The organism is Corynebacterium jeddahense, from assembly GCF_028609865.1.
Lineage (GTDB): Bacteria > Actinomycetota > Actinomycetes > Mycobacteriales > Mycobacteriaceae > Corynebacterium > Corynebacterium jeddahense.
In genome coordinates this window covers 1728829-1741415 of record NZ_CP063194.1, presented here as the reverse complement: position 1 = coordinate 1741415, position 12587 = coordinate 1728829, and the positions used below count along the sequence as shown (strand labels likewise).

At 70.2% G+C, this 12587-nt stretch carries 12 protein-coding genes and 1 pseudogene; 8 read left to right on the top strand and 5 right to left on the bottom strand.

All coding sequences use genetic code 11. The annotated features are described in order from the left end of the window. Positions 1-45 precede the first annotated feature (45 nt). Complete coding sequence (locus CJEDD_RS08445; RefSeq protein WP_042409627.1) at positions 46-1434, top strand: class II 3-deoxy-7-phosphoheptulonate synthase; 1389 nt, start codon at positions 46-48, stop codon at positions 1432-1434. Between the two features lie 179 nt (positions 1435-1613). Here the strand turns inward: CJEDD_RS08445 and CJEDD_RS08440 are convergent, their stop codons facing one another. Both CJEDD_RS08440 and CJEDD_RS08435 read right to left on the bottom strand, forming a co-directional pair. Further along, a complete protein-coding gene (locus CJEDD_RS08440) occupies positions 1614-1748 on the bottom strand; it encodes a hypothetical protein (RefSeq protein WP_269745005.1) in 135 nt (44 codons plus the stop codon). 550 nt (positions 1749-2298) lie between these two features. Further along, a pseudogene (locus tag CJEDD_RS08435) lies at positions 2299-3195 on the bottom strand (protein kinase domain-containing protein); the annotation flags it as partial. A gap of 25 nt (positions 3196-3220) precedes the next feature. Between CJEDD_RS08435 and CJEDD_RS08430 the strand changes: the two are divergent. Further along, entirely contained in the window at positions 3221-3583 is a 363-nt protein-coding gene (locus CJEDD_RS08430; RefSeq protein WP_415857860.1) for an Rv2175c family DNA-binding protein, read from the top strand. Here the strand turns inward: CJEDD_RS08430 and CJEDD_RS08425 are convergent. Genes CJEDD_RS08425 through CJEDD_RS08415 form a run of 3 tightly spaced genes read right to left on the bottom strand, consistent with a single transcriptional unit; the run spans position 3486 to position 6688 of the window. Further along, positions 3486-4970 (bottom strand): alpha-(1->6)-mannopyranosyltransferase A, encoded by a 1485-nt coding sequence (locus tag CJEDD_RS08425; protein ID WP_273657474.1) that lies wholly within the window; start codon positions 4968-4970, stop codon positions 3486-3488. The genes CJEDD_RS08430 and CJEDD_RS08425 overlap by 98 nt on opposite strands. Beyond that, positions 4970-6067, bottom strand: coding sequence for a polyprenyl synthetase family protein (locus tag CJEDD_RS08420; RefSeq protein WP_042407859.1), 1098 nt, complete (start codon positions 6065-6067; stop codon positions 4970-4972). The genes CJEDD_RS08425 and CJEDD_RS08420 overlap by 1 nt, the downstream gene beginning before the upstream one ends. Before the next feature lie 39 nt (positions 6068-6106). Next, positions 6107-6688 carry a GNAT family N-acetyltransferase gene (locus tag CJEDD_RS08415; protein ID WP_042407862.1) on the bottom strand — a complete coding sequence of 194 codons (582 nt, stop codon included), beginning with the start codon at positions 6686-6688 and terminating at the stop codon, positions 6107-6109. A gap of 159 nt (positions 6689-6847) precedes the next feature. On the opposite strand from CJEDD_RS08415, the gene CJEDD_RS08410 reads away from it, so the two are divergent. The 6 genes from CJEDD_RS08410 (at position 6848) to CJEDD_RS08385 (ending at position 12582) form a co-directional block, all read left to right on the top strand. After that, a complete protein-coding gene (locus CJEDD_RS08410; protein WP_042407864.1) occupies positions 6848-7282 on the top strand; it encodes an SAV_6107 family HEPN domain-containing protein in 435 nt (144 codons plus the stop codon). Positions 7283-7406: 124 nt separating this feature from the next. Beyond that, a complete protein-coding gene (locus tag CJEDD_RS08405; RefSeq protein ID WP_232297726.1) occupies positions 7407-7775 on the top strand; it encodes a DUF3040 domain-containing protein in 369 nt (122 codons plus the stop codon). Between the two features lie 408 nt (positions 7776-8183). Next, the gene (gene mraZ / locus CJEDD_RS08400) at positions 8184-8618 is read left to right on the top strand and encodes a division/cell wall cluster transcriptional repressor MraZ (protein ID WP_042407870.1); all 435 of its coding nucleotides are present in this window, start codon (positions 8184-8186) and stop codon (positions 8616-8618) included. 191 nt (positions 8619-8809) lie between these two features. Further along, positions 8810-9823 (top strand): 16S rRNA (cytosine(1402)-N(4))-methyltransferase RsmH, encoded by a 1014-nt coding sequence (gene rsmH / locus CJEDD_RS08395; RefSeq protein WP_042407873.1) that lies wholly within the window; start codon positions 8810-8812, stop codon positions 9821-9823. Between the two features lie 12 nt (positions 9824-9835). Continuing rightward, positions 9836-10546 (top strand): cell division protein FtsL, encoded by a 711-nt coding sequence (gene ftsL / locus CJEDD_RS08390; protein ID WP_052333822.1) that lies wholly within the window; start codon positions 9836-9838, stop codon positions 10544-10546. 137 nt (positions 10547-10683) lie between these two features. Further along, on the top strand, positions 10684-12582 hold the full coding sequence (locus CJEDD_RS08385; RefSeq protein WP_052333823.1) for a peptidoglycan D,D-transpeptidase FtsI family protein: 1899 nt from the start codon (positions 10684-10686) through the stop codon (positions 12580-12582). Positions 12583-12587: the final 5 nt, after the last annotated feature.

Here is a 12587-nt window from a genome sequence, read left to right as displayed (position 1 = left end):
CAGTAATGCTTGTCGACGCTCACCCCGCGTGCTACAACTGTAGGGGTGAGTTGGACGATAGATATTCCCAAAGACGTGCTGCCCGACCTGCCCCCACTGCCGGGCGACCTGAACGCCAAGTTCCAGGACGTCATCGCGCGCGACGCGAAGCAGCAGCCGTCGTGGGATCCGGCGCAGGCGGAGTACGTGCGCAAGATCCTCGAGTCGGTGCCCCCGGTCGTCCTCGCGCCGGAGGTCGAGGAGCTCAAGGCCAGGCTTGCCGACGTCGCCCTCGGCAAGGCGTTCCTCCTCCAGGGCGGAGATTGCGCCGAGACCTTCGAGTCCAACACCGAGCCCCACATCCGCGCGAACGTGCGCACCCTTCTGCAGATGGCGGCGGTGCTCACGTACGGCGCATCGATGCCCGTGGTCAAGCTTGCGCGCATCGCCGGCCAGTACGCGAAGCCGCGCTCCTCTGACCTCGACGGCAACGGTTTACAGAACTACCGCGGCGACATCGTCAACGGCGTCGAGCCCACCGCCGAGTCGCGCCGACACGACCCGGCCCGCATGGTGCGCGCCTACGCGAACTCGTCGGCGGCGATGAACCTCGTGCGCGCCCTGACCGCCTCCGGCACCGCGGACCTGCACCACATCAACGACTGGAACAAGGAGTTCGTGTCCAACTCGCCGGCCGGGGCGCGCTACGAGGCGCTCAGCCGCGAGATCTCGCGCTCGCTCGCGTTCATGGACGCCTGCGGTGTGAGCGACAACAACCTGCGCACCTCCAACGTCTACGCGTCCCACGAGGCGCTGCTCGTGGACTACGAGCGCGCCATGCTGCGCCTGGCCACCGATGCCGCGGGCGAGACGAAGCTCTACGACCTCTCCGCCCACCAGCTCTGGATCGGGGAGCGCACCCGCGGCATCGACGACTTCCACGTCAACTTCGCCGCGCTGATCAGCAACCCGATCGGCCTCAAGCTCGGCCCCACCACCACGCCAGAGCAGGCCGTCGCCTACGCTGACAAGCTCGACCCGGAGCGCGAGCCGGGCCGCCTGACCATGGTGGCGCGCATGGGCCACGACAAGGTCCGCGACGTGCTGCCCGGTATCGTCTCCGCCGTCGAGGCGTCGGGCCACAAGGTGGTCTGGCAGTCCGACCCGATGCACGGCAACACGTTCACCTCCTCCAACGGGTACAAGACCCGCCACTTCGACAAAATCATCGACGAGGTGCAGGGGTTCTTCGAGGTCCACCGCGAGCTGGGCACGCACCCGGGCGGCATCCACATCGAGCTCACGGGCGAAAACGTCACCGAGTGCCTCGGCGGCGCGCAGGACATTACCGACGTCGACCTGCCGGGCCGCTACGAATCCGCCTGCGACCCGCGCCTGAACACCGAGCAGGCCCTCGAGCTGTCGTTCCTCGTCGCGGAGATGCTGCGCTACTAGCGACGGCTCCGCCGCGCGAACGCGCCGCGGGCCCCCGTCCACCGCGCGAACGTTCCGCGGGCCCCGTCCGCCGCGCGAACGCGCCGCGGGCCCCCGTCCACCGCAAAACCGGCTACTTGGAACCGGCTACCGCACCGTTTTTCGTCGGTAAGCCGGTCCCCGGTAGCCGGTTTTGCGCGCTACTGCTGGGGGACGACGATCTCCGGCAGCTCCCCGTACATCCCCGAGCCGAACCACCACGCGCCGACCGCGACGGCAGACGCTACTAGCGTCGGCGCCCGCGCGAACGCGCCGCGGGCCCCCGTCCACCGCAAAACCGGCTACTTGGAACCGGCTACCGCACCGTTTTTCGTCGGTAAGCCGGTCCCTGGTAGCCGGTTTTGCGCGCTACTGCTGGGGGACGACGATCTCCGGCAGCTCCCCGTACATCCCCGAGCCGAACCACCACGCGCCGACCGCGACGGCAACGACGGCGACGATCGCGAGCAGCGTGTACAGCGCAACGCCGAGCGGGGAGCGGTTCGACACCGGCCGCACGGCGCGCCGGGGCGCGGGCGGCCGCGACGCGGCGGGTGGCTGTGCGGGCACGGGCCGAGGCGCAGCCGCAGCGGGTGCCGCGCCAGGCACCGCACCCGCCGCACCGCCCGCACGCGCCGCGGCCGCCGGCCACTGGCTGCGCGCGGCGGAACGTTCTTGCCCCTGCGCCGGCCGGGCCACGGGGGCGACACGCGTCGGTGCTTCGTCGCCTGGGAAGAGGCGCTGCTCGGCCGCGCCGCCCGCAGCACCGCCCGCGCCACTCGCAGCGCCCGCAGCACCGCCCGCGCCACCCGCGGCGCCGGCCGCGCCGCCCGCCGCGCGCACGGTCGTCGGGTGCTCGGCGGCCCGGTGCGCCGCGGCGTTGCGGGGCGCGGGCACCGTGTAATCGGGCAGGCCGAGTTCACGGGCGACGTCGTCGAGGGCGGCGAGGAAGTCAGCGGCGTCGCGGAACCGGTCCGCGGGCTGGCGGGCGGTGGCGGTGGCGACGAGCTCGTCGAAAAGCTTGGGCACCCCGGCGATCTTCGATGACGGCGCGGGCACGTCCGTGCGCAGGCGCGCGTAGGCGTGGGCGAGCGGCGTCTCGCCGGTAAACGGGGTGTGCCCGGTGAGCAGCTCGAAGAGGACGATGCCGGCGGAGTACACGTCGGAGGCCGCGGTGAGCGGGCTGCCGTCGACCTGCTCGGGGGAGAGGTAGGCGACGGTGCCCACGATCTGGTCCGTCGACTGCGTCGCGTCCGCGGCGGCGCGCACGAGCCCGAAGTCGGAGAGCTTCACCAGGCTCGAGGTGTCGATGAGCACGTTGTCCGGCTTGATGTCGCGGTGGACCATGCCCTTGTCGTGCACCACGGAAAGCCCGGTGAGCATCCCGCGCATGACCGCCGCCGCAGCGTGCGGGGGCATCGGCCCGCGCTCGGCGAGCAGCTCGCGCAGGGTGCCGCCGGTGATGAGCTCCATGATGAGAAAGACCTCGTCCCCGGCGGCGGAGAAGTCGTACACGTTGACCAGGTTTGGGTGGCTGAGCTGGGCCATCGCTCGGGCCTCGCGGCGGAAGCGCTCGCGGAAGACCTCGTCGTGGACGTACTGCTCGTGCATCACCTTCGCCGCCACCTCGCGCCCCAGCCGCATGTCCACGCAGCGGTACACGGTGGCCATGCCCCCGCGCGCGATAGCGCGGTCGACGACGTAGCGCCCGTCGAGGGTCGTGCCTGCGCTCAAGGTTGCCATGGGCTCAAGGGTAGAATCGCCGACCGTGAGCGCACAAACGAATCTCGAGCAATTGCTTAGCGACGAAACCCTGTTGGCCCTCCCCGACGCCGCGGAAGCGCTCGGCGTGCCGGTGACGAAGGTGCACGACTACGTCGGCGCCCGCAAGCTCGTGGTCTACGTCAAGGACGGCAAGAAGTTCATCCCCGAACGCCTGCTGGGCGAGGACGGCCTGAGCAAGTTCGTCTCGGGCGCGATCACGGTGCTGTCGGACGGCGGCTTCGACGACAACGAGATCCTCGCCTTCCTCTTCACGCCGGACGATTCGCTGCCCGGGCGCCCCGTGGACGCGCTCCACGGCCAGAAGGCGCGGGAAGTGATCCGTCGCGCGCAGGCGATGGCGTTCTAGCGATCCACTGCACCGCGACGACGGCGGCGGTTGCCGCCGCGGCGAGGAACCACACCGAGTAAAGGCGGTGGTTGCCGCTGCCCTGAAACGCGAGGGCGACGATTATCGACGCCCCGACGGTGATCCGCTGCACCCACACTGGGGGGCGGAACGCGCCAGCGAGCGAGATGATCGAGGCGTAGTACCAGGGCAGCGTCACGGCGTTGGTGGCGAACGCGACGGCGTACGCGGCCGTGGTGCCGGCGACGGCGTCGCGCCCGTACTCGCGGCCCTCGCGCGGGCGGTAGATCCACCACACCGCGACGAGCCCGGCGAGCATGAGCACGCTGCACACCGCGCGGGTCACGTTGAGGACGGCGTTGTAGCGGAACGTATCGTCGAAAAGCTGGAGCAACGGGGTGAGCAGCTCCGCGGCCAGAGTGGGGCCTGCGAGGGGGTTGATCACCTTCGAGTTGCCGGAGAGCTGCTCCACCCAGCCCCACGAGGAGCCGCACACCCACGTCACCGCCTCGAGCACGGCGGCGGTGACGGCGGCGGCCCAGGCGCCGCACGGCAGGATGCTCAGCCACTTGCCGCGGCGCTTCGCCATGAGCCAGACGACGAAGGGGAGGGCCACCGCCGCGGTGGCCTTGAGCGAGACGGCGAGCGCGATGAGCGCGATGCCCGGCGTGCACCGGCGCATGCGCAGGCAGGCGAGCAGGCCGACGTTGACCAGGCCGACCATGACCGCCTCGTTGTGCATGCCACCGATGAGGTGCAGCAGCATGACCGGGTTGGCCACGCCGAGCCAGAGCGCGAGCCCCGGGTCCCCGCCGACGGCGCGCGCGATGCGGGGCACGCTCCACGCGATGAGCGCGAAGCCGGCGAGCGCGATGCAGCGGTAGGCGATGACGCCCGCCGTGACGTTGTCGCCGACGAGCGTGGTCACCGCGCGGCCGATGCCGAGGTGGAGCGGGCCGTACGGGGTGGTGGTGTTGCGCCAGTCGTGGGAGACTTCCCAGAGGTACGGGCCGGGGTTGATGGCCGCGCCCTCGGTGTAGGGGTCGAAACCGTCGCGCAGCATCGCGCCCTGCATAAGGTAGGAGTAGACGTCGCGCGACAGGATCGGGGCGCTCAGCGCGAGCGGGGCGGCCCACGCCACGACGGCGCGCCGCACCTCGGCAGCCGTTGGGCGGGTGCGCCAGAGCCACACCCAGCAGACGACGAGCGCGACGATGCCCGCGGTGAGCGAAGTGTCCATGAGCCCCCGGCCGTGGCCGTACGTGAGCTGCTCGAGGCCCACCTCGCGCATGAGGCCGCCGCGGTAACGCGTTGCGCCGGCGCCGAACGAGCCGATGGCGATGAGGGCGCACGCGTAGACGCCTACGGTCGTGGGGGTTGCCCGCATCACATGCGCCGGTCCGTGGCCTTGCGGGCGAGCGCGGTGAGCGCCTGCGCCGCGTCGTCGTCGACCCCGTCGAGGTGGCGCAGGCCCGAGGCCGTGAGCTCGTTGATGCGGGCCTCCACGGCGTCTTCGGCGCCACTGTCGCGGATGAGCTGCGCGAGGCGGGCGAGGCCTGCCGGGTCGCTGACCTGGCCGATGCCGTCGCGCAGCTCTTGCGCGGCGGACGGGTCGTGCTCGTCGAGTAGCTCGAGCGCGGTGGCGAAAAGCACGGTGCGCTTGCCCTCGCGCAGGTCGTCGCCCGCGGGCTTGCCGGTGACGGCCGGGTCGCCGAAGACACCAAGCAGGTCGTCGCGGAGTTGGAAGGCGATGCCGATGTCGCGCCCGTAGCCGCGGAAGGCCTCGATCGTCGTGTCGTCCGCGCCGGCCAGTGCCGCGCCGAGGTGCAAGGGGCGCTCGATGGTGTAGGCGGCGGTCTTGAACCGGTTGACCCGGTCCGCTAGCTCCGCCGACTCGCTGCCGCGGCTCTCCAGCATCATGTCGAGCAGCTGGCCGCCGATGACCTCGGTGCGCATCCCCACCCACGGCTCCGCGGCGCGCTCGAGCGCGGCGAGCGAGACGCCGGAGTAGCGCCACATGTCCTCGGCCCAGGCGAGCGCGAGGTCGCCGAGCAGGATGGCCGCGTTGACGCCGTAGGCCGCCGCGCTGCCGCGCATCCCTCGCTCGCGGTGGTCCGCTTCGAGGGCGCGGTGGACCGTCGGGTGGCCGCGCCGGGTGTCGGAGGCATCGATGATGTCGTCGTGGACGAGCGCGCACGCCTGGATGAGCTCGAGCGAGCTCATCGCCCGCAGTACCGCGTCGGGGTCTTCGTCGCCCTTGGCCAGGCCGCCGGCGCCGGCGAACCCCACCCAGCCGAAGCTCGGGCGCATCCGCTTGCCGCCTTCGAGGACGAACGCCCGGAGGTACTCCACGGCCTCGGCGACGGGTTCGCCGATCGTGGCGACCGCCTCGGCCCTGTCCTCGAAGAACGCCGCGAGGTTGCGTTCTACCGCCCCGGGGATCGCGTCGAGCCCCAGTTGTTCTGGCCGAAGTTGTTCTGCCACGTGTGCTGCTCCTCGCCTCGTTGTTGTACCCCCACAACCCTACTGTGCGCCCGCGGAACCATACTGCGCGCCCGCGAGGTCGAGCGCGAGGATGGCAAACGGGCGCGAGTCGCCGTCGTAGAGGAAGTTGCGGGCGACGTCCGTGAACCCGAACGCGCGGTAGAGGCGGAACGCGTTGTTCGCTTCGCCGGCAACCTCGGGGGTTGACAGGAGCGCCCAGCGCGTCGGCGCGGCGCGCAGCAGCTCGGTGAGCAGGCGCTTCCCGATGCCCCGGCCTTGGTACGACGGCGAGACGTGGATCTCCGCCACCTCGAAGTAGTCGGCAAGCATCTCGCGGTCGCGCTGCGTGGGGCCGCCCAGCTCGTGCATCGCGCGCACGAGCTGGCGGTCCCACCAGCGCTCCCGCGTGCCGATGAACCCGTACGCGACGCCGACGATAACGCCGTCGTCCACGGCGGCGAGCGCGGTGAAGCCGGGGGAGCGTACCTCGCCCTTCCACACGCGGATGCGCCCGGTGCGTATCGACGGCGCGTAGCCCATCGCCTCCATATAGATATCGACAAGCGTCGGGGCGAGCATGGCGAACTCGGCCGGGGAGAGGCGCTGGATGGAAACGGTCACCTCACCATCGAATCACGTTGGGGCGCGGGGCGGGAGGAAACGGGAGATATAGAACGTATGTTCGCATGTCTCCGGGGTGGTGTCGAACGGCTGTTTTATGGTGCGGGCATTCAGAAAGGACGTCACCCCGCTCGCGAGCGGGCAACGAAAGGAAGAACAATGCACAGTGTCATCTCCGCCACCACGGGCAAGACGTACGGCGCGGGTGCGGCCGTCTCGCGCGGCGAGCAGTTCCTCGACACCGCCGAGGCGCTCCTCGCGCAGGCGCACGGCGACTTCGAGGAGGGCAGCTACGACCTGGCGATGGAAAATGCCTACCGCGCGGCGCTGCGGGTGGCCGGCGCGTGGTGCAGCCGCTCGCCGGCACTGCGCAAGCGCAAGCGGCTGCCCACAAGCGCCTGGGACAAACTGGCGCTCACGGGTGAGGAGGGTGCCACGTGGGCGAAGCGGTTCGCGGCGTACTCCGCGCAGCGGGGCAGGGTCGCCTCTGGAATCGAGACCAACCCCGGCGCCGCCGTCGTGCTCGAGCTCATCGGCCACGCTGAGGCGTTCCTGTTCGAGGCGCGGCCCGAGGCGGGGGCGCTGGCGGCGTAGCCCGGAGGGGAGGAGGGGAACAACTGCCGGGCCCGTGCCGTTATACAGTTGTTGTGACCGGCGGAAGAGATCCGCCGAACAGCTGGGAACGGGAGTGAGAGCAGTGTCGCTATCAGAGCAGGAAATGCGCGCTCTGCGCGAGATCGAGCAGTCGCTGTTCGCGGAGGACCCCCAGTTCGGCAGCACTGTTGCTACCGAGACGGGGATGAGTTCCGCGCCGCAGACGGGGCGGCTGACCATGCGCAGCTTTGCCCTCATCGTGCTCGGCATCGTCATGTTGCTCGGCGGCGTCGCGCTCGCGTCGTGGAGCACGTGGACTGTGCTCCTCAGTATCGCTGGCTTCGCGGTAATGCTCTTCGGCGGCGTCATGGCGCTGTGCACCCCGGCATCCGCGCGTAGCCCGCAGGCGCGCCGGGCGCCCGCCCAGCAGCGCTCGCAGCGCGGCGCGAGCATGGAGGAGAGCTTCCGCAGGAGGTTTGAGGACCGCCAGTAGCGTCCCGCCCCAGCGGAGCGCCTGCCCACACGTGGGCAGGCGCTTTTTTCGTGCCCCACTTCGCCCCACTGCGGCGCCCCACTCTCGCCCACTGGTCGGTGCGAGGGGTCCCGCGCACGCCACGGACCCGGAAATGGAGCGGCGTGTGGGGCGGAACATGTCCCGTGGGATGCGTGTGGCTCCGGAGCTCGGGTACTTCCCCCACGCCAAAACTACCCATGTGATCAGCAAAAACGCCGACACGCCCCCACTTTTTCGCGCGGAATGTGGCGGATGTGGGGGAAAGTGGGTTAAAGTGGGCGACAGCGGAGTGAAGTGGTGTGCATCTTGACTACGTGCACACCGTGGAACGAAGCCGAGAGAACTCCATAGCCAACAGTCCAAAGGTGAAGGAAGGTAGGTCGCCGGATGTTTCTGGGAACCTACACTCCCAAGCTCGACGACAAAGGTCGCTTGACGCTGCCCGCGAAGTTCCGAGAGGACCTCGCGGACGGGTTGATGGTGACCAAGGGGCAAGACCACTCGCTCGCGGTGTACCCCCGCGACGAGTTCGCCTCCCGCGCCCGCAAGGCCGCGGCGGCGTCGCGCACGAACCCGAAGGCGCGCGCGTTCATCCGCAATCTGGCTGCCAGTGCGGATGAGCAGACGCTGGACGGCTCCGGGCGTATCACCTTGTCCCCGGCGCACCGGGAGTACGCAAACCTGTCGAAGGAATGCGTGGTCATCGGTTCGGTGGATTTTCTCGAGATCTGGGACCTCGAGTCCTGGAATAAGTATCAAGAAGAGACGGAAGCCGCGTTCTCCGCGGCGGACGACGACGACATTCTCTCCGGTCTGCTGTAGGACTGACTACCCCGCGGCAGGCGGCACAGGAGAGCGTGTACGGACTCTGTCCGGGGCGAGAAGCGTTCTGGTGTACTTCCCCGACATCAGAACAGCCGCCCCGGGCAGGGCTCTATGCGCTCCCCGCACTGGGACGCACGGCAATCGCACCACACCACTTCAGGATCGTTAGGCAAACGGAGGGATCGGACATGGCGCACCACACGCTCGCCGACGACCCTCACGGCCACGTTCCCGTGATGCGCGACCGCATGGCCGAGCTCCTCGCGCCGGCCGTCGAGCGGTTCGGCGCGGACGCCGTGCTCATCGACGGCACCCTCGGCGCCGGCGGCCACACCGAGCACTTCCTCACCGTCTTCCCCGACGCCCGCGTCATCGGCGTGGACCGGGACCCGAACGCGCTCGCCCAGGCGTCCGAGCGCCTCGCGCCGTTCGGTGAGCGCTTCACCCCAGTGCAGATGCGTTTCGACGCCGTCGGCGACGCCATCGCAAACAACGACGGCCCCGTCTTCGACACCGCGCGCGAGCGCGGGATCGCGGGCGCCCTGTTCGACCTCGGCGTGTCCTCCATGCAGCTGGACCAGGAGGAGCGCGGCTTCTCCTACCGCGGAGACGCGCCGCTGGACATGCGCATGGACCCCACGACCGGGATCACCGCCGCGGAGGTGCTCAACACCTACAGCCACGGTGACCTCGCGCGCGTGCTGAAGACATACGGCGACGAGCGCTTCGCCGGCAAGATCGCCTCCGCGATCGTCGCCGAGCGCGAGCGCGAGCCGTTCGACCGCGCCGGCCGGCTCGTGGAGCTGCTCTACGACACGATCCCCGCTGCGACCCGACGCACCGGCGGCCACCCCGCGAAGCGCACCTTCCAGGCGCTGCGCATCGAGGTGAACCGCGAGCTCGAGGCCGTGGAGAACGTCGTGCCCGTGATCACCGGCCTGCTCGGCGTCGGCGGGCGCGCGGTGTTCATGAGCTACCAGTCACTGGAAGACAAGATCGTCAAAGCCGCGTTCGCCGACCTCACCGCGTCGAAGACCCCTGCCGGCCTGCCCCTCGACCTGCCCGGCACGGAGCCGGCCTTCCGCACCGTGACGCGCGGCGCGGAGAAGGCGCCCGCCGAGGAAATCGAGCGCAACCCTCGCGCCGCGCCGGTTCGGGTGCGCTGCATCGAAAAACTCCGCCCCACCTCCCAACCACGCTAAAGGACACTAGCCATGGCACGACAGACCCGCACCGCCGTCCGCCCCGCGACGGACACCCGCGCGCCGGGGCGCACGCCGCGCCGCACCGAGCACCCGATGCCGGGTGTCAAGCCCCACGTGCCGCACCCCAAGGCCCGCGGCCGCCTGGGCTCCCAGCAGGTTGTGTCCGTCCGCGGTCGCCGCGTGGCGTCGACGCCGCAGGCGCAGTCGCGCTTCTCCTCGCTCTCGCAGATCGCGCTGCCGCTGCTCTTCGTCGGCATTGCGCTCGCGATGGTGCTCTCCGGCGTGGCCACCTCGCAGACCTTCACCATCCAGCAGCTCCAATCGCAGGAGCGCGACTTGACGAACCAGGTGGAGTCGCTCAACCGCGACCTCGAGCAGCGCCGTTCCGCCGCGCACATCGCGGAGCGGGCGGAGGCCGCGGGCATGGTCGTGCCCGCCGAGCCCGGCATCGTCACGGTCGACGCGGAGGGCCACGCCGAGGAACGACAGCCGTTCAACCCGGAGGCGTCGGCAAAGCTCGCGGACGTCAACGGCGACGCCATCGGCAAGGCCCGCGCGTCGAGCGACGACAAGGCCACGAGCGAGCTGGGCGACTCGCTGACGCAGCGCCCGGGCGGCCGCACGCTCGGCGCGAACCAGCCGGGCCAGCCGGCCCAGCCCGCGCCGCAGCAGTTCGCGAACGTCGCGCCGTACCAGTCCAACGCGGCCGCCCGGCCGTAGCCCGCGTGGCACCACCGCGGGGCCGGTCACGCGGTGCATGATGGAGCAAGTATTTCCGCCGGAGAAAGGATGGGCGAACGCACGTGGGTAGTACAGCGCGCTCTGCATCTTCCGGCGCACCCCGCGGCCAGCAGAACATCACGAGCCGGCGCGTCTACGTCCTCGCCCTCATCTTCCTCGCGGTGGCGGCGCTGCTCATCGGCCGCCTGTTCTGGGTTCAGGTCGTCATCGGCGACGAGCTGCGCGCCCAGGCGCACGAGCAGCGCAGCCGCACCTACGTCGACCGCGCGCGCCGCGGCGACATCGTCGACCGGGACGGCAACAAGCTCGCCTACACCATGCAGGCACGCTCGCTGACCGTCTCGCCGGTGCAGCTACGCGAGGAACTCAAAGAGCAGCAGGAATTGCAGATGCGTATCGACGGCCTCTCGGCCGACGACATCGCCGCCCAGGTCGACGCCCGCGTCGAGGACACCCTGCGAACGATGGCCAACGAAATCCCCGGCATGATCGGCGACGGCGAGGTCACGTCGAGCGGCGACAACGCGTCGGGCGAGCCGACCGCGCAGGTTGGCAAGGTGAGCGCGAAGGAGATCCTGGACAAGCTCCACGCCGACACGACCTACGAGGTGCTTGTGCGCAACGTGGACCCGGACGTCGCCGCGAAGGTGACGGAGAAGTTCCACGGCATCGCCGCGGACCACCAGGACATCCGCCAGTACCCGAACGGCGCGGTGGGGGAGAACATCGTGGGTAAGGTGTCCGCGGACGGGGAGGGCCAGTTCGGCCTCGAGGCGTCGCGGGACGCGGACCTTAACGGCATCGACGGACGCTCCACCGAGGACGTCTCGGCGGACGGTCAGTCGATCCCGGGCACGCTGCGCGACGTCGTCCCCGCGGTTGGCGGCTCCCGCGTCGAGCTCACCGTCGACCTCAACCTGCAGACGTACGTGCAGCAGGTGCTCGAGCAGGCGAAGGCGAACTCGCTGGCGAAGCAGGCCGAGGCGGTGGTGCTCGACGCGCACACGGGCGAGGTGCTCGCGATGGCGAACACTGACACGATCAATCCGAACGGTGACGTCGAAAAGCAAATCAAGCAGGGCAAGGACTTCGAGAACCCCGCGGTGTCCCACCCGTTCGAGCCAGGTTCGGTGGCGAAGGTGATCACCGCCGCGGCGGCGATCGACCAGGGGCTTACGGACCCGAGCGAGGTGCACCAGGTGCCCGGCTCTATCGACATGGCCGGCGTGACCGTGCGCGACGCGTGGGAGCACGGCGTGATGCCGTACACCACCGCCGGCATCTTCGGAAAGTCCTCGAACGTGGGCACGCTGCAGCTCGCGCAGCGCCTCGGCGAGGAGCGCTACTGGGACTACCTGCAGCGCTTCGGCATCGGCTCCGCCACCGGCATTGAGCTGCCGAACGAGTCCGAGGGCCTGCTGCCCGTCATCGAGCAGTGGTCCGGCGGCACCTTCGCCAACCTGCCCATCGGCCAGGGCATGAGCTGGACCGCGCTGCAGATGGCGAGCGTGTACCAGACGCTGGCCAACGACGGCGAGCGCATCGAGCCGCGCATCATCGCGAAGGTCACCGGCCCGGACGGCGAAGAGCTGCCGCGCGAGGAGCCGAAGCACACCCGCGTCGTGTCCCCGGAGACGGCGCGCACCACCGTGGACATGTTCCGCTCCGCGTTCCAGCAGGACCCCACCGGCGTCAACTCCGGCACCGCGCAGGGCAACGGCCTCGAGGGCTACCAGCTCTCCGGCAAGACCGGCACGGCGCAGAAGGTGAACCCGGAGACTGGCGCGTACTCGCAGAGCGCGTACTGGATCACCTTCGCCGGGATCGCGCCGGCGGACAACCCGCGCTTCGTCGTCGCCATCATGCTCGACGAGCCCCAGCGTGGCGTCCTCCACGGCGGCACGGGCGGGCAGTCCGCCGCGCCGGTGTTCCGCCAGATCGCGAGCTGGATGCTCAGTCGCGAGAACGTCCCGCTGAGCCCGCCCGCCGAGCCGTACGTGCTGCAGGCCCAATAAATGGA

Coding starts and splice junctions, on each gene's coding strand:
- CJEDD_RS08410 (WP_042407864.1), top strand. CDS start 6,848: ATGCACAGTGTCATCTCCGCCACCACGGGCAAGACGTACGGCGCGGGT.
- mraZ (WP_042407870.1), top strand. CDS start 8,184: ATGTTTCTGGGAACCTACACTCCCAAGCTCGACGACAAAGGTCGCTTG.
- CJEDD_RS08425 (WP_273657474.1), bottom strand. CDS start 4,970: ATGCGGGCAACCCCCACGACCGTAGGCGTCTACGCGTGCGCCCTCATC.
- rsmH (WP_042407873.1), top strand. CDS start 8,810: ATGGCGCACCACACGCTCGCCGACGACCCTCACGGCCACGTTCCCGTG.
- CJEDD_RS08405 (WP_232297726.1), top strand. CDS start 7,407: ATGCGCGCTCTGCGCGAGATCGAGCAGTCGCTGTTCGCGGAGGACCCC.
- ftsL (WP_052333822.1), top strand. CDS start 9,836: ATGGCACGACAGACCCGCACCGCCGTCCGCCCCGCGACGGACACCCGC.